Origin of the sequence: Clostridium sp. TF06-15AC (assembly GCF_003481165.1) — a bacterium.
Lineage (GTDB): Bacteria > Bacillota > Clostridia > Lachnospirales > Lachnospiraceae > Otoolea > Otoolea fessa.
The window spans coordinates 236,307-258,483 of sequence record NZ_QUKS01000001.1 but is presented as its reverse complement, the minus strand read 5'-3'; the positions used below and the strand labels follow the sequence as shown (position 1 = coordinate 258,483).

The 22,177-nt window shown below is 44.8% G+C and carries 26 protein-coding genes; 24 read left to right on the top strand and 2 right to left on the bottom strand.

Annotation, left to right across the window (positions count from 1 at the left end; all coding sequences use genetic code 11):
• The first annotated feature begins 35 nt into the window (after positions 1-35).
• The 19 genes from DXC57_RS01215 to DXC57_RS01125 all read left to right on the top strand — a co-directional run bounded on the left by DXC57_RS01215 (position 36) and on the right by DXC57_RS01125 (position 13,439).
• The gene (locus tag DXC57_RS01215; RefSeq protein WP_022358599.1) at positions 36-581 is read left to right on the top strand and encodes a Holliday junction resolvase RecU; all 546 of its coding nucleotides are present in this window, start codon (positions 36-38) and stop codon (positions 579-581) included.
• Positions 578-1,897 carry a peptidase T gene (gene pepT, locus DXC57_RS01210; protein WP_118650811.1) on the top strand — a complete coding sequence of 440 codons (1,320 nt, stop codon included), beginning with the start codon at positions 578-580 and terminating at the stop codon, positions 1,895-1,897. The genes DXC57_RS01215 and pepT overlap by 4 nt, the downstream gene beginning before the upstream one ends.
• A 154-nt stretch (positions 1,898-2,051) precedes the next feature.
• A complete protein-coding gene (locus DXC57_RS01205; RefSeq protein WP_118650809.1) occupies positions 2,052-2,594 on the top strand; it encodes a hypothetical protein in 543 nt (180 codons plus the stop codon).
• A 366-nt stretch (positions 2,595-2,960) separates the two neighbouring features.
• The gene (locus DXC57_RS01200; RefSeq protein ID WP_118650807.1) at positions 2,961-3,839 is read left to right on the top strand and encodes a transposase; all 879 of its coding nucleotides are present in this window, start codon (positions 2,961-2,963) and stop codon (positions 3,837-3,839) included.
• A gap of 139 nt (positions 3,840-3,978) precedes the next feature.
• Positions 3,979-4,287 (top strand): 50S ribosomal protein L21, encoded by a 309-nt coding sequence (gene rplU / locus DXC57_RS01195; RefSeq protein WP_118650805.1) that lies wholly within the window; start codon positions 3,979-3,981, stop codon positions 4,285-4,287.
• A 5-nt stretch (positions 4,288-4,292) separates the two neighbouring features.
• Complete coding sequence (locus DXC57_RS01190) at positions 4,293-4,622, top strand: ribosomal-processing cysteine protease Prp (RefSeq protein WP_118650803.1); 330 nt, start codon at positions 4,293-4,295, stop codon at positions 4,620-4,622.
• A 3-nt stretch (positions 4,623-4,625) separates the two neighbouring features.
• Positions 4,626-4,916 carry a 50S ribosomal protein L27 gene (rpmA, locus tag DXC57_RS01185; protein WP_022359433.1) on the top strand — a complete coding sequence of 97 codons (291 nt, stop codon included), beginning with the start codon at positions 4,626-4,628 and terminating at the stop codon, positions 4,914-4,916.
• Positions 4,917-4,975: 59 nt separating this feature from the next.
• Positions 4,976-6,268: a GTPase ObgE gene (gene obgE / locus DXC57_RS01180; protein ID WP_106999904.1), complete on the top strand. Its 1,293-nt coding sequence runs from the start codon at positions 4,976-4,978 to the stop codon at positions 6,266-6,268.
• A gap of 74 nt (positions 6,269-6,342) precedes the next feature.
• Positions 6,343-6,639: a ribosome assembly RNA-binding protein YhbY gene (yhbY, locus tag DXC57_RS01175; RefSeq protein ID WP_022359431.1), complete on the top strand. Its 297-nt coding sequence runs from the start codon at positions 6,343-6,345 to the stop codon at positions 6,637-6,639.
• A gap of 44 nt (positions 6,640-6,683) precedes the next feature.
• A complete protein-coding gene (gene nadD / locus DXC57_RS01170; RefSeq protein WP_347501643.1) occupies positions 6,684-7,316 on the top strand; it encodes a nicotinate-nucleotide adenylyltransferase in 633 nt (210 codons plus the stop codon).
• Complete coding sequence (gene yqeK, locus DXC57_RS01165) at positions 7,316-7,897, top strand: bis(5'-nucleosyl)-tetraphosphatase (symmetrical) YqeK (protein ID WP_022359429.1); 582 nt, start codon at positions 7,316-7,318, stop codon at positions 7,895-7,897. Before nadD ends, yqeK begins: the two co-directional genes overlap by 1 nt.
• Before the next feature lie 27 nt (positions 7,898-7,924).
• The gene (gene rsfS, locus DXC57_RS01160; RefSeq protein WP_106999903.1) at positions 7,925-8,293 is read left to right on the top strand and encodes a ribosome silencing factor; all 369 of its coding nucleotides are present in this window, start codon (positions 7,925-7,927) and stop codon (positions 8,291-8,293) included.
• 560 nt (positions 8,294-8,853) lie between these two features.
• Entirely contained in the window at positions 8,854-9,498 is a 645-nt protein-coding gene (locus DXC57_RS01155; protein WP_118650801.1) for a hypothetical protein, read from the top strand.
• 2 nt (positions 9,499-9,500) lie between these two features.
• Positions 9,501-10,433 (top strand): RhuM family protein, encoded by a 933-nt coding sequence (gene rhuM, locus DXC57_RS01150; protein ID WP_118650799.1) that lies wholly within the window; start codon positions 9,501-9,503, stop codon positions 10,431-10,433.
• A 207-nt stretch (positions 10,434-10,640) separates the two neighbouring features.
• Positions 10,641-10,937 carry a hypothetical protein gene (locus DXC57_RS01145; RefSeq protein WP_118534202.1) on the top strand — a complete coding sequence of 99 codons (297 nt, stop codon included), beginning with the start codon at positions 10,641-10,643 and terminating at the stop codon, positions 10,935-10,937.
• A 107-nt stretch (positions 10,938-11,044) separates the two neighbouring features.
• Positions 11,045-11,314 carry a hypothetical protein gene (locus DXC57_RS01140; protein ID WP_147354065.1) on the top strand — a complete coding sequence of 90 codons (270 nt, stop codon included), beginning with the start codon at positions 11,045-11,047 and terminating at the stop codon, positions 11,312-11,314.
• A 99-nt stretch (positions 11,315-11,413) separates the two neighbouring features.
• Entirely contained in the window at positions 11,414-12,271 is an 858-nt protein-coding gene (locus DXC57_RS01135) for a TIGR02452 family protein (RefSeq protein WP_118650795.1), read from the top strand.
• A gap of 15 nt (positions 12,272-12,286) precedes the next feature.
• Positions 12,287-12,874, top strand: a complete 588-nt coding sequence (locus DXC57_RS01130) for a hypothetical protein (RefSeq protein ID WP_118650793.1) — start codon at positions 12,287-12,289, stop codon at positions 12,872-12,874.
• Positions 12,875-12,902: 28 nt separating this feature from the next.
• The gene (locus DXC57_RS01125; protein ID WP_118650791.1) at positions 12,903-13,439 is read left to right on the top strand and encodes an RNA 2'-phosphotransferase; all 537 of its coding nucleotides are present in this window, start codon (positions 12,903-12,905) and stop codon (positions 13,437-13,439) included.
• Between the two features lie 363 nt (positions 13,440-13,802).
• On the opposite strand, the gene DXC57_RS01120 is transcribed toward DXC57_RS01125, so the two are convergent.
• Together DXC57_RS01120 and DXC57_RS01115 are read right to left on the bottom strand one after the other, a co-directional pair.
• Positions 13,803-14,861, bottom strand: coding sequence for an HNH endonuclease (locus tag DXC57_RS01120; protein WP_118650789.1), 1,059 nt, complete (start codon positions 14,859-14,861; stop codon positions 13,803-13,805).
• 274 nt (positions 14,862-15,135) lie between these two features.
• On the bottom strand, positions 15,136-15,543 hold the full coding sequence (locus DXC57_RS01115) for a hypothetical protein (RefSeq protein WP_118650787.1): 408 nt from the start codon (positions 15,541-15,543) through the stop codon (positions 15,136-15,138).
• Positions 15,544-15,647: 104 nt separating this feature from the next.
• On the opposite strand from DXC57_RS01115, the gene DXC57_RS01110 reads away from it, so the two are divergent.
• The 5 genes from DXC57_RS01110 to DXC57_RS01090 all read left to right on the top strand — a co-directional run bounded on the left by DXC57_RS01110 (position 15,648) and on the right by DXC57_RS01090 (position 22,177).
• Positions 15,648-15,851, top strand: a complete 204-nt coding sequence (locus tag DXC57_RS01110; protein WP_118650785.1) for a helix-turn-helix domain-containing protein — start codon at positions 15,648-15,650, stop codon at positions 15,849-15,851.
• Positions 15,852-16,025: 174 nt separating this feature from the next.
• Positions 16,026-16,973, top strand: coding sequence for a DNA cytosine methyltransferase (locus tag DXC57_RS01105; protein ID WP_118650783.1), 948 nt, complete (start codon positions 16,026-16,028; stop codon positions 16,971-16,973).
• Positions 16,954-17,811: an NgoMIV family type II restriction endonuclease gene (locus tag DXC57_RS01100; RefSeq protein ID WP_118650781.1), complete on the top strand. Its 858-nt coding sequence runs from the start codon at positions 16,954-16,956 to the stop codon at positions 17,809-17,811. Before DXC57_RS01105 ends, DXC57_RS01100 begins: the two co-directional genes overlap by 20 nt.
• A gap of 339 nt (positions 17,812-18,150) precedes the next feature.
• Positions 18,151-19,563 (top strand): DNA (cytosine-5-)-methyltransferase, encoded by a 1,413-nt coding sequence (dcm, locus tag DXC57_RS01095; RefSeq protein WP_118650779.1) that lies wholly within the window; start codon positions 18,151-18,153, stop codon positions 19,561-19,563.
• A gap of 19 nt (positions 19,564-19,582) precedes the next feature.
• Positions 19,583-22,177 (top strand): DrmE family protein, encoded by a 2,595-nt coding sequence (locus tag DXC57_RS01090; RefSeq protein WP_118650777.1) that lies wholly within the window; start codon positions 19,583-19,585, stop codon positions 22,175-22,177.

The following is a 22,177-nucleotide window of genomic DNA, read 5'->3' as shown; positions in this document are numbered from 1 at the left end:
CGAAAAATCAAAAAAATAAGTGGAGGAGCAACAACATGGGGACTTGGAACAGCCGGGGACTTCGTGGTTCAACCCTGGAGGATATGATAAACCACACAAACGATCTTTACCGTGAGAAAAAGCTGGCATTGATCCAGAAAATCCCGACGCCGATCACGCCCGTCTCGATCGATAAAACCAGCCGCCATATCACGCTGGCGTATTTCGACCAGAAGAGTACCGTCGATTACATCGGCGCGATTCAGGGCGTCCCGGTCTGCTTTGATGCGAAAGAATGCGCGGCAGATACATTTCCACTGCAGAACGTCCATCCGCATCAGGTCGCATTTATGCGGGAATTTGAAGAGCAGGGCGGGATTGCTTTCTTAATTATATATTTTTCACAGAGGGATGAACTTTACTACCTGCCATTTTTCCATCTGGACGCATACTGGGAGCGGATGCAGCAGGGCGGACGGAAGAGTTTTACATATGAGGAAATGGATAAAACGTGGCGCATCAAAAGCCACCGGGATATATTAGTCCATTATCTGGAACCGCTGAGCCGGGATTTAGGAGAAAGAGAGGATGATTTTTCATGACAACAGCCGTAGAACGTTTTTTGAAATATGTATCATATGATACGCAGTCAGACGAGGCATATGACACCTGCCCGAGCACGGAAAAACAGCTTCTGTTAGCCAATGAGCTGAAACGCGAGCTGGAAGAAATGGGTGCATCCGATGTGCGGATGAGCGAGTACGGATACTTGTTTGCACGCATTCCGGATAATACAGGCAGTACCTCTGCACCGCAAGAAGCGGAAGCTTCTTTCAGCACTGCGTCTGCTCACGGTGCATCCGGCGTTGGACAAAAAAACACCATCCCGGCACTTGGCTTCATTTCCCACATGGACACCGCGCCGTCCTTAACCGGAACAAACGTAAAGCCGCGCATCGTCCAGGCATATGACGGCAAAGATATCGTATTAAATGCAGAAAAACAAATTGTCATGAAAGTTTCAGAATTTCCGTTTTTAGCCGACTTAAAAGGTCAGGATCTGATCGTAACCGACGGAACCACGCTTCTGGGCGCCGACGATAAGGCAGGCGTGGCGGAGATCATGACGATGGCAGAATATTTCCTGAGCCACCCGGAGATCCCGCACGGCGAGATCTGCATTGGATTTACGCCGGACGAGGAGATCGGACGCGGCGCAGATCGTTTCGATGTGAAAGACTTCGGTGCAGCGGTTGCTTATACGGTGGACGGCGGTCCGATCGGCGAGATCGAATATGAAAATTTCAATGCCGCTTCCGGCAAAGTCCGGATTCAGGGAGCCAGCATCCATCCGGGAGATGCGAAGCTCAAGATGAAAAATGCCCTTCTCATTGGCATGGAATTTCAGAGCCTGCTGCCGGTCTTCGAAAATCCGATGTACACAGAAGGTTACGAGGGATTCTATCACCTGGATGAAATGAGCGGAAATGTAGAAGAGGCGCAGTTAAATTATATCATCCGCGATCACGACCATGAAAAATTTGAACAGAAAAAGAAATTTTTCGCCGAAGCCGCCGATTTTCTGAACCGCAAATACGGTAAGGGCACCGTGATCGCCGAAGTAACGGACAGCTACTACAACATGAAAGAAAAAATTGAGCCGTACATGTACCTGATCGATACCGCCAAAGAGGCGATGACAGCCTGCGGCATCGAGCCGGAGGCCGTTCCGATCCGCGGCGGCACCGACGGCGCCCGCCTCTCCTACATGGGGCTCCCGTGCCCGAACCTCTGCACCGGCGGGTATAACTATCATGGAAAATATGAATTTATTCCGGTGGCGTCATTGGAGAAGACGTCCAGGGTTCTGGTGGAGATTGGGAAAAAGTTTGCTGTCATAAAAAGCAGTGTAGAGTGATTATGAAATAAAGACAATCCTTTAAACAGGCAAATTGCCCTTATATAGTGCAAATTTCCTGTTTACTTTCATGAACTGGTAAGTCAATATCAATTTTTCTGTTAAATGGAATCCATTTCATTATTTCTATTATAAAATTTATTATGGAAACAGGATGAGCTTCATACTGGATATTTTATATTTTTTAGGCTTCTATGGAATCGGATATTTTTGTGCTAAAAAGCTAACGAAAAAAACGGATGCAATTCCGCTTGATTTTTCGCTCTCAAACAAAGCATTTCTGTTTGGTCTGGGTGGTGCGTTTGCCGGGATGTGTTTGAATCTATTTTTTAATCGGAATTTTCATGTAAACTTTTTCAGATGGCAGTCGTTTATGATTTGTTTTGGTGGATTCACTCTCATGTACCTTATTACCAGTCATACCAGTAAAAATAGAAGCGTCAGCGCAAATGAAACATTGTCACAAAAAGCGTCATCCAATATGCAGCCTATAAACAATGTATCCGCAGCAGAGGCAACGGAGCAGCCACTAACCAGAGCAGCGACAGAAATACCCATCAACCAGGAACATTTTTTTGTTGCAGACATTGATAACGAACTAGATTATGTTTTTTTAGATGAAATTTTATATCAATCATTTAATGGAACTGGCTTAAAGATAGTTGCTATTTTCCCCTTCCCCCGCTACCAGGTTTAAAATCTTCAAGTGTATACAAATATGTTTATGCATAATATGGTTTTTGAAAAATATTTCCTTATTTTTGCACAAATATATAGAATCTCTTTTAGCCATATTGTATGTATCATTTCACATACAGGAAATACACCCGTTATATGTTTGTGCGTATTTACAGAATAAATAGTTGCAAAATTCTTACTTGCATATCCGAACCAGATATGTTACATTTAACTCATCAAGCATATATATTTCTTTATCTGCAATTCAAGCAATCTTATATTCTAATTATTAATCTGAGAAATCTTATGCTTATCCAACTTGGCAATATGAAAGAGCAGGAGATTCTCAGAAAAGCCAGATTCTCCTGTCAGAAAGGGGAGAATTATGGGGAATTTAATGAGGGTGCGGAGAAATCACAAGGACACGCTGTTCCGGATGCTGTTCAGCACAAGGGAGAATCTGCTGAGTCTGTACAATGCAGTGAATCATTCGCATTATACAGATCCGAAAGAATTGGAGATTGTGACGCTGAAAAATGCTGTATATATGAATATGAAAAACGATCAGGCATTTTTGCTGGATATGCAGTTAAACTTATATGAACATCAATCGACATGGAATCCGAATATGCCACTGCGTTTTCTGTTCTATGTGGCGAAAGAGTACCAGATGCTGGTCCGGAACCAGACCTTGTACGCATCGGCATTGGTGGAACTGCCGACACCGCATTTTGTAGTATTCTACAATGGAGAAAAAGAGCGGGAGGCGGAGGGTCTGCTTAAATTGTCACATTCGTTCATGCAGAAGACAGAACATCCTGAGCTGGAATTGCTTGTGAAGGTTTTAAATATCAATCTGGATAAAAATCTGGAGATCCTGGAAACCTGCCGATTGTTGAAAGAGTATATGCTGTTGGTTCATAAAATACGGCAGTATGCGATTGAATACAAAGATATCAATCAGGCAGCTGAAAAGGCTGTGACGGAATGTATCGATGAAAATATATTGGCAGAGTTTCTGAGGAAGAATCGAGCGGAGGCGATAGAGGTGTGTATTTTTGAGTATGATGAAAAACGGGAAACGGAGCTGATACGGAAGGCGGAGTTTGCAGAAGGGGAGAAGGTTGGTGAGGCAAAGGGTGAGGCTAAAATACTTTTAAATCTGATTGAAAAAGGCATACTAACAAAGAAACAAGCCCTTGAACAATTTGGTGGTACTTATGAGGACTTGGAAAAAGCAGCTTTATCCGTAACACTGGTTTGAAATTTTCTCCCAAATTCAAGAAAAAACCATTGACAGATCCATATTCCGATGCTAGAATATCTAAGTGTGCCGCACAGCGAGGCTAAAAGTGCGCAAGCCGCCATAGCTGGCGAGTAATGATAATAGGAGGTGCCATCAGATGTACGCGATTATTGCAACAGGTGGTAAGCAGTATAAGGTTGCCGAGGGCGATGTAATCAAAGTTGAGAGACTCGGTGCTGCTGCAGGTGAAGCTGTTACTTTCGATCAGGTTCTGGCTGTTAACAACGGTGAGATGAAGATCGGATGCCCGACTGTAGAGGGTGCTACTGTATCCGCAACAGTTGTTAAAGAAGGCAAAGGCAAAAAAGTTATCGTTTACAGGTATAAGAGAAAAACTGGCTACCATAAGAAAAATGGTCACAGACAGCTCTTTACAGAAGTTAAGATCGAAAAGATCAACGCTTAATTGAAATGATTCAAGTAGACGTATACTCCGATTCCAAAGGATGTACCACGGGAGTGGAAGTAAAGGGACATGCTGGATATGATGAGTACGGCAAAGATATTGTCTGTGCGGCTGTATCCGTTCTGACTGTCAATATGGCTAATTCGGTGGAGAAATTTACCGATGACGGTTTTAAGGGCAGTATGGATGAAAAGACAGGTCAGTTTATTTTTCATTTTACCGGTACTGTAAGTGCGGAATCAAAACTCCTGATGGATTCGCTGATACTTGGACTTACCGATATCGCGGAGAGTTATGGAGATAAATACATTAAAATTCGATTCAGGGAGGTGTAACGCATGTTTAAAATGAACCTTCAGTTATTCGCTCATAAAAAAGGTGTTGGTTCCACAAAGAACGGTCGTGATTCTGAGTCCAAGAGACTTGGTGCGAAGAGAGCAGACGGACAGTTCGTATTAGCTGGCAACATTCTTTACAGACAGCGCGGAACCAAGATTCATCCAGGTGTGAACGTAGGACGCGGTGGAGATGATACATTATTCGCTATGGTTGACGGCGTCGTAAAGTTTGAAAGAAAGGGCAGAGACAAAAAGCAGGTTTCTGTTTACCCGAGAACAATTAACGAATAATTATAAAGAAGCTCCATACGGATTGTATGGAGCTTTTTTCAGATCAGAAGGAGGTATTTATGTTTGCCGACAGTGCAAAAATTTATATCAGATCCGGAAAAGGCGGTGATGGTCATGTCAGCTTCCGCCGGGAACTTTTCGTAGCTGCTGGCGGTCCGGACGGCGGCGATGGCGGTCGCGGCGGCGATGTCATTTTTGAAGTGGACGACGGACTGAATACCCTGACCGATTTCCGTCATGTCCGCAAATATGTGGCTGGCGACGGAGAGCAGGGCGGAAAGCGCCGCTGTCACGGAGCAGACGGCGAGGATCTGATTGTCAAGGTTCCAGAAGGAACCGTTATCAAGGATTTTGAATCCGGTAAGGTAATCGCGGATATGTCCGGCGAGAACCGCCGAGAAGTGATTTTAAAAGGTGGCAAGGGCGGTCTTGGAAATATGCACTTTGCGACCTCGACGATGCAGGTTCCGAAATATGCACAGCCGGGACAGCCGGCACAGGAACTCTGGGTACAGCTGGAATTAAAGGTAATCGCAGATGTTGGTCTGGTTGGTTTCCCGAACGTCGGTAAATCGACCTTGCTTTCACGCGTTTCCAATGCACGTCCGAAGATTGCCAATTATCATTTCACGACGCTGAACCCGCATCTTGGAGTGGTTGATCTGCAGGATGGACAAGGCTTTGTCATGGCAGATATTCCGGGGCTTATCGAGGGTGCTTCCCAGGGAATCGGTCTGGGACATGATTTCCTGCGCCATATCGAGAGAACCAAGGTTCTCGTTCATGTTGTGGATGCGGCATCCGTCGAGGGACGTGATCCGGTTGAAGATATCCGTACCATCAATGCGGAGTTAAAAGCATATAATCCGTCGCTTTTAGAGCGTCCGCAGGTGATTGCTGCCAACAAGGTAGATTCGATTTACAATACCGGAGAAGAGGACTGGGAAGACCCGGTAGAGCGCTTAAAACGCGAATTTGAGCCGGAAGGCATCCAGGTATTTGCCATTTCTGCAGTTACCGGACAGGGTGTAAAAGAGCTCCTTTACCATGTAAATGATCTGCTGAAAACGGTTGACCGCAAGCCAGTTATTTTCGAAAAAGAATTTGAGTACCAGTATCAGGGCGAGAATCTTCCGTATACCGTGGAACGCAATGAAGATGGTATTTATGTGGTAGAAGGACCGAAGATCGAGAAGATGCTTGGTTATACAAACCTTGATTCTGAGAAGGGCTTCCAGTTCTTCCAGAAATTCTTAAAGGACAGCGGTATTCTGGCTGAGCTGGAAGAGGCTGGCATCGAAGAGGGCGATACAGTTCGTATGTATGGTCTTGAATTTGATTACTATAAATAATTGACATTTACAATATTTCAAACTCAGAAATCCACACTGGATCTGAGTTTGAATTTTAACAGGAGATAGATTTTATGACAAGCAAACAGAGAGCTTATTTAAAAGGTCTCGCGATGACCATGGATCCGATCTTCCAGATCGGCAAATCCAGCCTGACGCCAGAACTGACCGCTGCTGTGGCAGAGGCGCTGGAGGCCCGCGAGTTAATTAAACTGAATATTCTGAAGAACTGCGTCGATGACGGCAATGAGCTGGCAGCCGTTCTGGCTGAGCGTACCCACGCACAGGTAGTACAGGTAATCGGCAAGAAAATTGTTCTTTATAAAGAGGCAAAGGACGAGAAGAAACGTAAGATCGTTCTGCCAAAATAAAGGGGCTGCATTCTGCGAATGAATCTCTGACAGAAAGGATACGGATGACGATGAAAAAGATCGGTATTATGGGGGGAACATTTGACCCGATCCATAATGGACATATCATGTTGGGAAGACAGGCGTATGAAGAATATGATCTTGACTGCATCTGGTATATGCCCTCCAGGATCCCGCCGCATAAAAAGGATCATACGATCACAGCGGCAAAGGACCGTTTGGCAATGACTGCAGCTGCGATCGCGCCGTATCCTTATTTTAAGCTGTCTGATTTTGAACTTCGCAGAATCGGCGGAAATACCTACACAGCAGACACGCTTCGCTTATTGAAAGAAGAATATCCGGATGTTGAATTTTTCTTTATCGCGGGCGCAGACTCAATTATGGACATTGAAAAATGGTATCATCCCGAATATGTTCTTCCAGCCGTCACATTTTTGGCGGCAGCAAGAGAGCATGAGGAGACGGATCGTTCGCTGGATGAGCAGATTTCCTATTTAAACCAGAAATATCAGGCGCATATTCTGCGTCTTCACTGCCGTGAAATGGATGTCGCTTCGGCGGAGATCCGCGCGGCTTTCCGGGCAGGACACGCAGCAGACGTTCGTTCCCTGGTGCCGAAGGAAGTCTGTCAATATATCGAACAGCACGGCTTGTATCAGGAGGTAAATGTGTAATGGACGAAAGAATTACAGAGATACGGAAGCATTTGAAAAAGAAATTGAACCCGATGCGCTATGAACATACGCTGGGTGTTTCATACACATGCATGGCTCTGGCAATGCGTTACAGTGCCAATCTGGATCAGGCGGAGATGGCTGGACTTCTCCACGACTGTGCAAAGCGCTATGATGATGCGACTATCATCTGCAAATGCCAGGAGCATGGCATTGAACTGACTGAAGGCGAACTGCGGGCTCCGGCTGTGATTCATGCAAAATTAGGCGCATGGATGGCAGAACACAAGTATGGTATTACCGATCCAGAGGTCTTATCTGCAATCGCCTGCCATACGACCGGAAAACCGGCGATGTCCCTGTTAGACAAGATCCTGTACGTAGCCGATTACATCGAACCGCGCCGTGATAAGGCGCCAAATCTGCCGAAGCTCCGCCGTCTTGCATTTGAAGATCTGGACGAAGCGCTGTATCAGATTCTGGACAGCACTCGCAATTATTTAAAGGAAACAGGCACGGCAGAGGATGATACAACCGAACAGACCTGGGAATACTATCATGAACGTCATGTTCATCAATAGACACATTAACAGGATTTAAATAAAATAATGAGGAGGATAATCCCCGTGGAAGCAAAAGAGCTGACCAAACTTGCCGTAAAGGCGCTGGAAGATAAAAAAGGCGAAGATATTCGCGTCATTGATATTCATGGAGTATCTGTACTGGCTGATTACTTTGTCATCGCAGACGGAAGCAACGCCAGCCAGGTAAAGGCAATGGCAGATAATGTAGAGGAAGAACTCGGCAAAGCCGGTCATGAATGCCGTCAGATCGAGGGCTATCAGACTGCCGGATGGATCCTGATGGATTACGGCGATCTGATCGTACACATTTTCTCCCGCGATGACAGACTGTTTTATGATCTGGAGCGCATCTGGAGAGATGGAAAAGTAGTTGAGAATGTGGAGGAATTGTAATAGATTTTTGTTATTTTCCCTTCATTTCTTAAATATTCCCTTTAAACCTTAAATAAGGGATCAGAATGAAGGAAATTTTTCCCTTTATATCTTAAATAAGAGTGTTAAAAATGAAAAACGTGTTTTCTGCCATATCTTAAATAAGAGGTATGAAACCGGAAAGCACGTTTCCCGTTATATCTTAAATAAGGACGACGCCAAGTCAATTTTTCCCTTTATATCTTAAATATATGTAGTTTCTTTTTACTTCTGAAACATCTGATTATCTGAAAAATACCCTCTTGCAATTTAAAAAACTTGATGATATAGTGGCGGCAACGGTTTGGCGAATGCTGAAATGAACGGAATACCGGTACCGGAATTATGATAAAGCGCTTTATGATTTCAGGCAGGAACGTCTGAGCGAAAATTTGACTCAAAACGTTATCCGCAGAAACCGCTAATTGGAAATTCGAATTCGATGATGATATAGTTGCAACGAAAAAATTGAACTGGAAAACGAAACCGTAACAACGAAGACGGAAGAAAAACCGTTGTTTTGGAAGAAAGGAGAAATTCATATGATGGAAAATTATGTTTATCCGGACACTCATGAGATGTTTGATTTGCACGACACATTGGAAGAACTGATCTCCAAAGAAAGCTATGATATCGGGTTGGGGCTCGGTTCAAGAGTGGACTCGGATCCCGATTTGGAGTATCTGCTGGAGGTGCTGTTCACTCCGGTAGAAGCCCGCTGCTCATATCTGGATATCTGGGGAAGCAAGAAGTATCCGGATATCATCACTGACATTAAGGATGGCAAATTTATGGATATATCCATGGAAGAATTTGAGGAAAAGCGTGAGAAATGGGTGAAAGAGATCCGCGAGACCGATCATCCGATGCTTCGTATTGTGAAAGCGATTAAGTATGGCCGTGAGGTCAATGATTGGGAAATTAAACTGCATCTGCAAAATCTGGTTTCCAGACAGAAAAATGTACTGATTTATATGCAGGTGTGCCAGAGTATGATCACTCACGGCTTCTCACTTACTCAGATTTCTCAGGCTGTGCCGTGGGTCGATAAATCGGATATCTACGGTCTTTCCCTGATGCTAGATTTATCGATGGAACTGACTCAGGAGGAGCGGGCCGAAGTGGAACAGGAATATCGCAGGACCGGGAAGCCAAAGGTATTAAAGGAAGTGTTCGGAGAAGAATAGAAATGAAAAATGAGTTAGTTTTATTTACAGACGGCGAAGTGAATATAGAAGTTCAGATAAGTCCGGAACAGGAAACAGTTTGGTTGACACAGAAGCAAATGGAAATTCTCTTTGAAGTTAAACATGCCACAATCAGTGAACACATATCAAATATTTTGTCTTCCGGAGAACTTGACGAAACTTCTGTCGGATTTTCCGACAAAAGTACAGGTGGCAGAAAACCTAAAATATATAATTTGGATATGATTCTTTCTGTAGGATACCGAGTAAATTCAAAACGTGGTATCGCGTTTCGAAGATGGGCGAACAATGTTTTGAAACAGTACATTATTCAAGGGTATGCAATCAACGAAAAGCGATTAGCTGCTCTACAGAAAACAATTGATATCCAGACCAGGATGCTGGCATGCACTTTGAATGTTGAGGAAGCAGACATATTAAGAGCTGTAAATCTGTATACGGATGCCTTAGTATTATTGGATCAGTATGATCACCAGACACTGGAGAAGCCAAAAGGAAATCAGCCTATTTACAGGATCACTTATGAAGATTGCCGTCATATGGTCGATGCTATGGAGGATTCGTTTCATTCGGACGTCTTTGGAGTTGAAAAAGAAAAAGGTAAGGTTGAGGGAATTCTTGCTGCAGTATATCAAAGTATATTCGGCAAGGATGCATATCCATCATTAGAAGAAAAAGCCGCAAATCTATTGTATTTTATGATCAAGGATCATCCTTATGCGGATGGCTGCAAGAGAATTGCGGCATCACTTTTTCTTGAATTCCTAGATAAAAACAACGCTTTATTCCAAGATGGAGAAAAACGACTCAGCGATGGAACCTTGGTGGCCGTTACGTTGATGATTGCTGAATCCAATCCAGAAGAAAAAGAAGTAATGGTGAAACTGGTGATGAATCTACTGAATTTGCAATAAAAAGCACGGATTGCAATACTTGTCCCTGAGATTCTCACCGGCAAATACCGCTGTGAGAAATGCTTGTGTTTTATCACGATGAATTAACAGAGGAAGATATTAAAATTCTCTCTCTGGTTTCGGAGATTACAAAGAACGAGATAGCGAAAATGATGTTAAGATTTGCAAAGAATTCAAGGTGAGTGAAAATCGAAAGGAGACCAGACTATGGGAAGGCTTTATAAAATCAACCCGCCGTGTCCCAAGTGCCATGAGGAACATAATTGGTGGCATATCCAGCTGACGGATGAGGAACAGGCGAAGATGGATGCGTATGTGGCAGCCAGTGAGGGAAAATCATCCTTGGAGTTACTTCTGGGCGAGCCGGGAATTGTTGTTACACGAAAGCTTAAGTGTTGTTGCTGCGGTCACGTATTTGAAGTGGAAGCCGGGCTGCGGAAATTCGACGAAGTCGGATACCGGGATCAGGATTTTATTGCAGCGGTCGGCGAAATACCCGTGTGATAAGATTAAGGAGTTGATGAGATGCATTTGGATCAGTCAGCATTGGGAATCCTGCGTAAAGCAGAAGATAAATGCGGTCGGAAATACATGATTGGCGGATACCGTATATGGATCAGCCAGGGCTTATCATGGTCTATAAATCCGACAGCCGGTATGAGAAGTATCAGGTTTATTTCTTTACGAGTCCGGCAAGCGATTGCCCGGGCAAATACCTGCATACAACCTACGGAAGTATCCAGGTGGAAGATGGTTCATTGACAATCAGAACAAAGAACAGCGTCTATGAATTTGAGCTGGATGCATCATGCGTATCAGAGGTGGATATGATTTTGCTGTTACATACGGTAAACGAGTATTTTCGTGATGATGGCACGTGAGGCAGACAATGTCAGGTACTGGGCTGCGGGAGCAATTCCGCAGCCGTTTTCATAGCGTTAGATATGAAATTAACAAAGAGAAAAAGGAATGATAAACATATGAGCAGTTTTGAGAATGTAGAGTTTTTTGAAGATACTAAAAGGCTGTGCGAGACAAACGGAAAGATTAAGGAAGCTCTTGCACAGTCGGTGAAAAACCAGAAACTCATCCTGGAAGAAGAGGAGCTGTCTGCTGTGGATAAGACGCGTTTCTCGGATGAAGCGAAGATCATCGTATCCGCAAAACGGACTTTCGAGGCGGCTGCAGGTTATGCGGGGCAGAAGTTGGCGGTACATAACTTTGCCTCTGCCACAAATCCGGGCGGCGGCGTGACAAGGGGTTCCAGCGCACAGAAGGAATGTCTGTGTCGGTGTTCCGGCCTGTATTTCTGCCTGAGCGTACCGGAAATGATGAAAGGATTCTATTACCCTCATCGGAATGCAAAGAATCCGACCAACAATGCGGATATCATCTATACGCCGGATGTGACCGTATTCAAGACGGATACGAACACGCCGAGGCTGATGGATGAGAAGGACTGGTATGATGTGGATGTGATCACCTGCGCGGCGCCGAACCTGCGGGAGACGCCAAGTAACCGGTTCAACCAGGGTAACAGTGACCGGGCGGTAAAAGTCAGTGACCGGGAACTCCTGGAAATCCATAAGAAGAGGCTGACCAGGATTCTGGATGTTGCCGTACTGAACGGTGACGAAGTGGTGATTCTGGGTGCTTTCGGATGCGGAGCGTTCCAGAATAAGCCGGAAGTGGTGGCACGTGCTGCCAAAGAAGCGATGGCGGATTATCTGCACGCATTTAAAACCATTGAATTTGCGGTCTATTGCCCGCCGCGGGATGATACGAATTTCAAGGTGTTTAAGCGGGTGATGGGAGCGTATAATAAGAGCATTTTGTAATGGAGGAATTGTGGTATGAAGTTTAAGAAATGCGGACCGAAGCATGAGGCATCTTATTTGTTTGAAGTTGATAAAAATTGGATGCGGAGCGGAAATGATTTTTCAGAATTATTGGAGTCTATGCGCAAAGAAGCCTACCTCAAAGGATTCCGGAAAGGCCAGGAAGAAGTCAGTTATGGATTCTGGAATAAGGATTGCCGTAAAAAATTCAGGGAAGATGAAGAGACAGACAAAATTATAGAGCACGAGCATTTTTGGACGGCACATGACGAGTGGTCACAGTACATTGGAAAAACCGCGTCGAATCTGGCAGCGTCTGCATACCGGAGTTATGCGGATGGAGAAAATGCCATTGACGGCGTGATCGAGACTCTTTCCGTTATGTTGCGTATTGAGTTTGAAAATACAAAGCAGAAAGAGGACGCTGAAAGTATTGGTGCAGCGTTGCCTGTTACCCAGGTGGAAAAATGGCTGAGCGATACGGAAATGCCGGATGGTGTTTGCATGTTGTCAATGACGCGCAAGATTCTGGAAGAGGGGCGTAAGGAAGGATTCGATATTGGATATTTGAAAGGACTGATGGCGGCGCAGTCAAAAGAGTAGGCATTACAGTGGAAAGGGGAGTGAGAATATGAGACATCAGGACAATACCGGAAAATTCATAGCGTTTATTTTGCGGCATCACCCGGAATCCATTGGTATGAAACTGGATGAACACGGATGGGCCCGTACGGAAGATCTGATTGCCGGGATAGCGAAGAGCAGACCATTTGACATGCAGATGCTGGAAGAAATTGTACGGACGGATTCCAAGCAGCGGTATTCTTTCAATGAGGATAAAACACTGATCCGGGCAAACCAGGGGCATTCCATTCGGGTGGATGTGGAATTGGAGCAAAAGACTCCGTCGGATGTTTTGTGGCATGGAACGGGAGAGAAGTATGTGGAATCCATCAATAAGATTGGATTGATTCCGAAATCCAGGCTGTATGTGCATCTGTCAAAAGATTATGAGACTGCCAAAATAGTCGGGAGTCGGCACGGGAAGCCGGTTGTATACCAGGTAAATGCAAAGCAGATGGCGGAAGATGGTTATCAGTTCTATTTGTCGGTAAATGGGGTATGGTTGATTAAAGAAGTATCAGTACAGTATATGAATATTCTGTAAAAAGATACTTCATAGTAATAGTATGGTAATAAGGGATGCATCTCTCATTTTCACACATATTATGATATTATTTTCATTATAATCCATTTTAAGTTTCACGCCAAATTTATTCATTGATTTACACTCGTTACACTCGTGTTTCAATGATCGGATCTTTTAATCTTTCCTGCACGTTTAATATATTGGCCCGTTTTGAAATTGCCGTCGTATTTAGGGTCAAAATGCTATCTTCCGTCAGGTTCGATTATTCGTGGAAATATATATTAAGAAAAAAGGTGTAAAAAAGATTCCCTTGCACTATGTAAGTGTTCAGGAAATCTCCTTTTATATGACACGAATTCATTGACAAAAGAGGATATCATCTTAAGAGTTGTTATACATTTCTAATAGTTCCTGTTCTGATAATACAATTCCTGCTTCTTTCAATAATTCTTTTCTGTTCGCATATAATTTTTTTATGAGTGATTCGGAATCTTTTCCATAATGAATTTGGTTATGGCATGTACTGCATAGTGAAATTATATTTTCCTCAACATCTAAGGAATAATTAAACAAATCTGAGTATGCCAACGGAACCAAATGATGTGCCTCTGTATATGGCACATTTTGATTTTTTCTGATGAAGGTAAAGTGGTCATTATTTATTTCACATTTAAAATCGGCAAGAATCAGTGCATTTTCAGCTATTTTGCTGCTCCTCTCAATTTTTTCCTGTACACTTGTGTATTTAATCTTTTTTTGAGGAGTTCGTTTATAATGGATGTCGTTTTTGCTGGAGGAAAAACGGGCAAGTTTATTTAACGTTGTCAGACGGACTCCGTCTTCCTTATCTGCATTAATTAGTGCTGCTTCTTTTACGCTTTTTATGTCTAAGAAATATGAGTATTTTTCAGGCATTTGGAAATTGTATTTTGACATTAGAGATAAAGGAAAGACCCATCTGTATTTTCCATTTTCCTCTATAGTATAAGGTTTCTCTTTACTTAATACCAACAAACCATTGACAAGTCTATACTTCTTAGTTTCATCTTTCCAAAACGCACGAACTATAATCTTATCAATAGAATCTGCATTAAAAAGCGTCCTGTCAATTATAGATAGGCCATTTGTATTTTGTTGGGTGGTATACGTTCGATCTCCGAGACAATGCAATATCCTTCCATTTTTCCATTTATCGAAAATACCTTTTGAATAATCAAGTAAAATAATGACGACTCCATTTCGATATAAAAACTTTTCGGATATGGCCGTCGTACCTGTTTCCTGCATGATTTGTTTTGCTGTTACATTGGTTTTTTGCCCGCCATATTCCAATTTTTCTAATTCTGATCGTTCATCATACTCTTCATTAAAATTATTTATGGGTTCTTCGTCGGCAAATCCACCATCATAGTATTCATCCCATTTAGTGTAATCAATCATTATAAATTCTCCCAAAGAAAAAATTGCTTCCTCACATTAGGGAAGTTTTTGCAATATGTCATAATGATCTTAAAGTGAAGTTATATTACAAATATTGCAATATGTTCAATCATTCTTGAGCTATCCATACAAGTCTGATTTAACGTATTTCAAATTTCGACATATTTGTTTCAAACATTATATCATAGAAACAGAGCTAATGCAGAAATTTTGCATTCTTACATTAGCTCTATTGTGTATAGTAGAATGTATAATTAAGAAAAAAATCGCTTTTTTATTTTTCAATTTCTGGCAGACCAAAGATACGCGTGAATTCTACCTGATCAGAGTCAGACCACTTATTCACTGAAATATGATCGGCAGCCGCTACAACCATATGCATTCTTTTTTGAGTTGCAGTGATATCAAAACCGCATCGGCTGGCCAAAGTGGCGGTAATGTCATGAAATGAATCCTGCTGTATTGTCAATTTTGAGCCGGTAAGGGCGGCAAAATCCTTTAGAATCGGAAGAAAGGCCGCATCAAACCAGTTTTTGAAGTCTTCCGCCTCAGTATTTTTCTTTTCATCTCTTGTTGCATGAATTGCCGCAATGGCAGCGGCGGCTTCATCTTGTGAAAGATGCTCGGTCATCTCGGATAACTCGTTGGCTCCATCCCTGTTTGTAAAATCAAATTCCTGCATATATTTATACCTCCTGTCTGAACAGCATAGCACATTGTAGATATATGCACAATATTGATTTGCACAAAAATCAGCTATGATTGTTCGCAGGAGGAGGACCTATCATGGTTGATTACAGCCCGTTGTGGGACACAATGCGCAAGCGTGGAATAACACAATATATGATGCTGCAGGATAAGATCCTCGACAATCATACGCTTAATCGTTTGAAGAAAAACATGAACATTACGTTGATTACATTGGAACGCATCTGCACCTATCTGGATTGTACGCCGAATGACGTGATTCGGTTCACGGAGCATAAATAAAGGCAAACAGAATCAGCATACCGGGAATTTCTTCGGCGTGCTTTTTTTTCAATTATAAAGCGGATTCCCCAATACGGTTGCGAATATAAGCCGAAACGACTGGATAAAAGCATTGCCGTATGATATAATTGTAACTCACGTAAAGAGAAATACATAAGGATGAGGTTACGATATATGCTTACAAGTTTGGAAATATGTGCCGGTGCCGGAGGACAGGCGCTGGGGCTTGCAATGGCCGGGTTCGTTCATGTGGCATTGGTGGAATATGAAGCGGACTATTGTGCCGCCTTGAAGCGAAACCGTCCGGAATGGAACGTGATCTGTAGGGATGTCCGGGAGTTTTCCGGAATACCGTATCAGGGGAAAATAGATCTGTTGGCCGGTGGAGTTCCGTGTCCGCCTTTTTCCCAGGCAGGGAAACAGCTGGGAAGCGAAGATGAGCGTGACCTGTTCCCGGAAGCAATTCGACTGATCGGTGAAATCCAGCCGCGTGCCGTTATGCTTGAAAATGTCCGCGGACTGCTTGATCCAAAGTTTACCGAATACAGAACATCCATCCTGCAGCGGATTGCGGATCTGGGATACAGAGTACAGATAAAATTACTGAATGCCAGTGATTACGGTGTGCCGCAGCTTCGTCCGAGAGTTATCATTGTCGGAATCAGAAACAATGAAAACGGGGAATTCCATTACCCGGAGGAACATCCGGAAAATGCCAAAACGGTCGGAGAAACACTGTTGGATCTTATGAAAGCAAATGGCTGGCAGGGTGCCGCAAAATGGGCAAAGGAAGCAAACAGCATTGCTCCGACGATTGTTGGCGGTTCAAAGAAACACGGAGGTCCGGATCTGGGGCCGGTCAGGGCAAGAAAGGCGTGGGAAGCGCTCGGTGTTGATGGACTCGGCGTGGCGAATGAGGCACCGGCAAAGGATTTTGAAGGGATGCCGAGACTCACTCCGCGGATGATCGCGAGAATCCAGGGTTTTCCGGATACCTGGGATTTCGGAAGCAAAAAGACACATGCATGCCGCATGATCGGAAATGCATTCCCGCCGCCGGTGGCTCAGGCGGTCGGAGAAGAGATAAGGAGGATATTGGAAGGTGGAAGCGTTACTGACTGAGGAAAGAAAACACTATCATCGGATGCTGCTTGACGGCGGCGTGCTGACGGTTGACAAAAACGGGATTCCGAGCAATGCGGATTCCTCATCCAGGCTGTCGAAGGAGATTGCAAAGGGAATCGCGGATCAGCTTATGGCTGAGGTACATGAAAAAGCCCTGGGACAAACTTCGGGAGCCAAGTTTGAGCAGATAAACATGGAATTCCTGGCGGCGACATTCCCGAAACTTCAGAACGTCCGCCCGGGGAAATGGCACATCGTGAAACTGGGAAACCGAAATGCGATAAAAACAAGCAGTTTCTGTCAGTATGAGCATTTGGATTATCTGGCACAGCTTTTGGCTGTTGATTCAAAGCTGGCCGCAAGCATGGGAAACGATTACATGGTTGCGCCGGATGTGGTTGTATATCGGGAACCGCTTACGGATGAAGAACTGAACAGCCAGGTTGTGATCGTTGATAATTCGGTTGCCATGCAGACGGATATCAGGGCAAAAAACGGAGGATTGCCGATCCTGCATGCATCCATTTCAGCCAAATGGACAATGAGAAGTGACCGTGCCCAGAACAGCAGAACGGAAGCATTGAATCTGATCCGGAACAGAAAGGGACATCTGCCTCATATCGTGGTGGTAACCGGGGAGCCGCTGCCGAGCAGACTTGCTTCATTGGCATTGGGAACCGGTGACATTGACTGTATGTACCATTTTGCACTGTATGAACTGGTGAAAGCCGTAAAAGATACCGGGGCTGAGGATTCCATTGAGATGCTGAACGCATTGATAGAAGGAAAGAGACTGAAGGACATCAGCGATTTACCGCTGGACTTATCGGTATAAAGCAAAGAATATTCAGGACAGGGAGAAATCCTTGTCCTTCTCTTTTGCCCAAAACTGATAATTCATGTTTTCTTCCCATAATTATATTGAAAATCCGCATGAAAAAACTCCCGTCACATTCATCCGTCAGTACGATGTGATACGGATATTTTGTATAAAAATGCAAAATATGGGAAATTTTAGCTAAGATTGCGAAATACATGACGGTTTTAAGCGGATTCTGTGATATACTTAAAGGAAATATAATATTTTTTATGCGAGTGAAACGGGCCGGATAAAACCGCGGAATCGGTTTGGATTAAGAAGCCCGAAAAATGAGGAAAATGAGGGAATGGGATCATGAAAACAATTGATTTGTGCTGTGGAATCGGAGGAATCAGGAGGGGATTTGAACTGGCCGGAGACTTCGAGAACGTGCTTTCTGCGGAGAAAGATGAATATGCGTGCAGGACGTACCAGCATCTGTTCGGTGATGATCCCAGACACGATGTGACGGATGAAGCATTCAAGGAGCTGGTAACGCGGACGGAGTATGACGTGCTGCTTGCGGGGTTTCCGTGCCAGGCATTCAGCAAAGTCGGTCTCCGAAAAGGATTCCGTGATGTCACGAAGGGAACCATATTTTTCGACATAGCGGAAATCATCGACCGTACGATGCCGAAGGTCGTGTTTCTGGAAAACGTGGAAAACCTGGTAAGTCATAACAAAGGAGAGACTTTCAGGATCATCCTAAATACCCTGGAAAATGAGCTGAACTACCATGTCATCGGTGTGGAAAGGGATGAAAAGGGCGAACTGACATTTGATAAAAAGTCTTTCATAAGAAACACGAAGAATTTCGGGCTTCCGCAGAACCGGCCGAGAGTGTACATGGTAGCATTCAGCAGAGATTATTTCGGAAAACATCTGGATGTTTTGCCTAAGGAAACTCCGACCGAAGGACGGAAAGAAATATTCCATTCGGTTTTGGACATTCTGGATACCGAGGTTTCGGAGAAATTTTTCCTTTCATCCGGTCTTCTGGAAACGCTGGAAAAGCATCGGGCCAGGCAGAAAAGCAACGGAAACGGATTCGGTTATCGGGTTGTCAATGATGCTTCCATTACAAGACCGCTTGCGCATACCATTCTTGCAACCGGAGGTTCCGGCAAGGAAAGAAATCTGATTTATGATCCGGTCAACGGTCGCGATATTGCCGGAACGGATGTGAAGGGAAAGAAGACCCCCATAAACGAAAAATGCATCCGAACCATGACCCCGGAAGAATGGGGACGCCTTCAGGGATTTATCGGCTATGCGTTTCTTGACGGGAATGGGAAGGAGACTTTTTCATTCCCGGAAAAAATGTCGAATCAGCAGAAATTCAAGCAGTTCGGCAATTCCGTTTCGATACCTCTCATTGAGGAGATGGCGCTGTTCATAAAAGACTGTGTGACACGGATGGAAGCGGAATTTTCGGAAGAGGAAAGGGAGCATTATAAAATTCCCGGGGCACTGCTCAAGGTGCAGAACGATATTCGGAAATTGCTGAAGAATGAGAAGCCGAAGACGGTTGAAAAATGCTGTCGGCTTGTTTCGGAAATCGGACTGAGCAACGGTTTTCGTGCGGAGGACATCGGAACGGCGCTCGGACAGTCCAACGTCACCGCCTATAATTATCTGCACAGACTGGAACGCGCAAAATGCGTGGAATTTGACAGTGACGGCTATAAACTGAGGGCGGAAAAGAAAAAATTTTCGGCTGAAATGTAACGCGAAAGGAGGGAGTCCGGTGGAAGTTGAGTATCTGAAAAAGATTATGAAAAAATGCGACGTTTATTTTGAGGATCAGCTCATTTCCGGAGAACTGCTCCTGCAGTCGTTTATGGATTTTCTGGCTGATGAAGCCGGAAGGGAGGAAAACAACGGAAGCATCGTGCTGCATCTGGCTTCACCGTGTTTTGACGCAATTGCGGTTGCATGGGCGGCCCTGACCGTAATAGCCGGAAATGAAAAGGATGTTGAATCCATCATCAGGAATCTCAGACCGGGGGATAAAGTCCTTTATGATCGTAAAAGAGCGGAATTTATCGGCCTAAATACGGACGAGGACGGTATGGAACGGGTAAGTATCCGTTACGGAGGCGGCACGGCAAGGATAGGAAGAAAAAGCTGGGCACGCATCACGCCGTATTACGGTCAGTCGGAGCGCTATGACGGGCGCGGAATCCGACGCGGGAACCGTGTCCGGGAAGAATTCCTGGCGACGCTGCTTGAATGCGATAAAAAGGACATCCCCTCCGTGACGGATGCTTCCGTCATTATCGTCATGGACCGTCAGCGGGCAAACCGCTGCATGGACGGTCTGGTTCTGCAGGCGGGAAATCTGAAAATACGTCTTCAGGATCTGGTGACCGCATCGTATTTTACGGAAGGAAACGAGTATCCGTACGGCGGCAATGCCGGGAAGAACGAAGCAATGATAAAATTCGCGTCAAAAATATCCGTCGGTCTGGACATGACATGGGAATCGGACGGAAATGAGTATCTCGGAATGTTTGTATGCGGGAACGGCCTGATCGAAAGAGGAATCACGGAACTTGGGCAGGTCATGACCAGGGAATCCATCGGTTTTTCGGTCGTGTCCGGCGGCATGGATCTGTCCTGTGCGGAAGAACTGATAAAGGAATACGGAGAAGCGGGAGTGTTTGCCTGCACGAAGGATTTCCTTCTGGAGCATACCCTGCCTTCGGTAAACGGAAATGATTTGACCGTCGAACTGCAACGTCAGGCAGATGCGATGATGGACCGCGAAATTCATAAGGTGATTCTGCACGGTGAAACGGACTGGAAGGCATACCGGGATTTCAAAAAAGCCGTCGGATATGTCAGAATGGATGAACTGGACGAGGATGAAAGAGCGTACATAATTCCCAATGCATATTCTCTCATGAACCTGTTCATGACGGCACCGTTTTCCGTCAGGGAAATGGAGGATGCCGTTAAGGAAGAAAAAATCCGCAGGGAAGTGGGGCAGCCGCATGTTCGCCTGGAAGAACTGGAAGAAAAACTGAAGGCATTACCGGCCAACCTGACACAAGCCGCGGAGAAAATTGCGGACTCACTGGAGACCGCATACTATGCGGGATACGACGATTCACCAAAACGCCGTTTCCTGAAGGAATATATTCAAGAAAATCACGGACACTGGATTGCCGTGGTGGTTCCGAAGGCGTATTATGCCGACATCATATGGAATTACGTACTGCCCGAACTTGACCCGGAAACATCCGGCATTGAAATCGTGACGATGGCCCGTTTTGACGGAACCCATGCATATGACCGCATTCTGGTTGTCGGGAATCTGATTGGAAAACATTTTGACATTTTTCGCTGCATGTCATCTGCGGAAATCACGGTGCTTCTGTACGAGGCGGAAGCCGTCATGTTCCACGCAAGGGAGAAACGGAGCCGCGTGACGGAGCGGCTGTTTAATGAACGTCAGTGCACGGCTGATGACGGTAATGATGAAATCGAAGAAAATGTTTCCGTCACGGATGTGGATGAAATCGAGAATGTGGATGAGAAAATTACATCCTACACGGAAGAAATCGTCACGAAAAAGTTCGACGCGGCCTTGCGCCAGGAAGGAGAGAACAACACGGTTCCTCCCGTGGATGTTTCCGTGCTTGTCCGGTTTGAGGACGGGGAAGGAGCCATGCTTTCCAAACATTATGAAGCATACGTACTGAACGATGAAAAGGGAGAAGCCGAAAAGAAAAAGGCGGATGATCTGAAAACCGGGGATCGGATGATCTTCCTTAACCGGGATGAAGATACGAGGGATATTGTCGATTATATTTTACAGGAACTGATCGACGGCGGTCGGATAGCCGACGGAACCGTGAAGGATTATGAAATATCCCGCAGATGGAAGAACGATCTTCTGGAACACATGAAAAAAACCGGTCATTCTCCAAGGCAGCTTGCCGATGAAATGAAAGGGAACGGTGTCCGGGTTCAGAAAAACACCGTGATGAACTGGATTGATGAGGATGCACATATCGTGGCACCGCAGTCAGTGGAATCCTTGGAACAGATTGCCCTTTTGACGAATGACACGGACATGTTCGATCATGCGGCTGAGTATTTCGAGGCATGCAGAAGAATCAGAAGGGTGCGGAAAGACATTCTGAGGGAACTGGGAACGGCCATTATTAAATTCCTGGAAGGACAGGAGGCACCTGACGGAATCATTCCGCTTGAAATACGGGAACGTCTTGGAACCCTTGCGGCGGTTCTCAGAATAGAAACGATAATAAAGGATAACAGATCGGTGCCGGCTTACATGACAAACCGGCCATTGGATCTTGACGGGGGATTGTAA

Excerpts from the sequence above, each read along its gene's own strand:
- yhbY (WP_022359431.1), top strand. The coding sequence starts at position 6,343 with ATGACAAGCAAACAGAGAGCTTATTTAAAAGGTCTCGCGATGACCATG.
- DXC57_RS01190 (WP_118650803.1), top strand. The coding sequence starts at position 4,293 with ATGATTCAAGTAGACGTATACTCCGATTCCAAAGGATGTACCACGGGA.
- rsfS (WP_106999903.1), top strand. The coding sequence starts at position 7,925 with ATGAGGAGGATAATCCCCGTGGAAGCAAAAGAGCTGACCAAACTTGCC.
- rpmA (WP_022359433.1), top strand. The coding sequence starts at position 4,626 with ATGTTTAAAATGAACCTTCAGTTATTCGCTCATAAAAAAGGTGTTGGT.
- DXC57_RS01145 (WP_118534202.1), top strand. The coding sequence starts at position 10,641 with ATGGGAAGGCTTTATAAAATCAACCCGCCGTGTCCCAAGTGCCATGAG.
- DXC57_RS01215 (WP_022358599.1), top strand. The coding sequence starts at position 36 with ATGGGGACTTGGAACAGCCGGGGACTTCGTGGTTCAACCCTGGAGGAT.
- dcm (WP_118650779.1), top strand. The coding sequence starts at position 18,151 with ATGAAAACAATTGATTTGTGCTGTGGAATCGGAGGAATCAGGAGGGGA.
- pepT (WP_118650811.1), top strand. The coding sequence starts at position 578 with ATGACAACAGCCGTAGAACGTTTTTTGAAATATGTATCATATGATACG.
- obgE (WP_106999904.1), top strand. The coding sequence starts at position 4,976 with ATGTTTGCCGACAGTGCAAAAATTTATATCAGATCCGGAAAAGGCGGT.
- nadD (WP_347501643.1), top strand. The coding sequence starts at position 6,684 with ATGACGATGAAAAAGATCGGTATTATGGGGGGAACATTTGACCCGATC.
- DXC57_RS01140 (WP_147354065.1), top strand. The coding sequence starts at position 11,045 with ATGGATCAGCCAGGGCTTATCATGGTCTATAAATCCGACAGCCGGTAT.
- yqeK (WP_022359429.1), top strand. The coding sequence starts at position 7,316 with ATGGACGAAAGAATTACAGAGATACGGAAGCATTTGAAAAAGAAATTG.
- DXC57_RS01205 (WP_118650809.1), top strand. The coding sequence starts at position 2,052 with ATGAGCTTCATACTGGATATTTTATATTTTTTAGGCTTCTATGGAATC.
- DXC57_RS01135 (WP_118650795.1), top strand. The coding sequence starts at position 11,414 with ATGAGCAGTTTTGAGAATGTAGAGTTTTTTGAAGATACTAAAAGGCTG.
- rhuM (WP_118650799.1), top strand. The coding sequence starts at position 9,501 with ATGAAAAATGAGTTAGTTTTATTTACAGACGGCGAAGTGAATATAGAA.
- DXC57_RS01115 (WP_118650787.1), bottom strand. The coding sequence starts at position 15,543 with ATGCAGGAATTTGATTTTACAAACAGGGATGGAGCCAACGAGTTATCC.
- DXC57_RS01155 (WP_118650801.1), top strand. The coding sequence starts at position 8,854 with ATGATGGAAAATTATGTTTATCCGGACACTCATGAGATGTTTGATTTG.
- DXC57_RS01130 (WP_118650793.1), top strand. The coding sequence starts at position 12,287 with ATGAAGTTTAAGAAATGCGGACCGAAGCATGAGGCATCTTATTTGTTT.
- DXC57_RS01105 (WP_118650783.1), top strand. The coding sequence starts at position 16,026 with ATGCTTACAAGTTTGGAAATATGTGCCGGTGCCGGAGGACAGGCGCTG.
- DXC57_RS01200 (WP_118650807.1), top strand. The coding sequence starts at position 2,961 with ATGGGGAATTTAATGAGGGTGCGGAGAAATCACAAGGACACGCTGTTC.
- DXC57_RS01120 (WP_118650789.1), bottom strand. The coding sequence starts at position 14,861 with ATGATTGATTACACTAAATGGGATGAATACTATGATGGTGGATTTGCC.
- rplU (WP_118650805.1), top strand. The coding sequence starts at position 3,979 with ATGTACGCGATTATTGCAACAGGTGGTAAGCAGTATAAGGTTGCCGAG.
- DXC57_RS01110 (WP_118650785.1), top strand. The coding sequence starts at position 15,648 with ATGGTTGATTACAGCCCGTTGTGGGACACAATGCGCAAGCGTGGAATA.
- DXC57_RS01125 (WP_118650791.1), top strand. The coding sequence starts at position 12,903 with ATGAGACATCAGGACAATACCGGAAAATTCATAGCGTTTATTTTGCGG.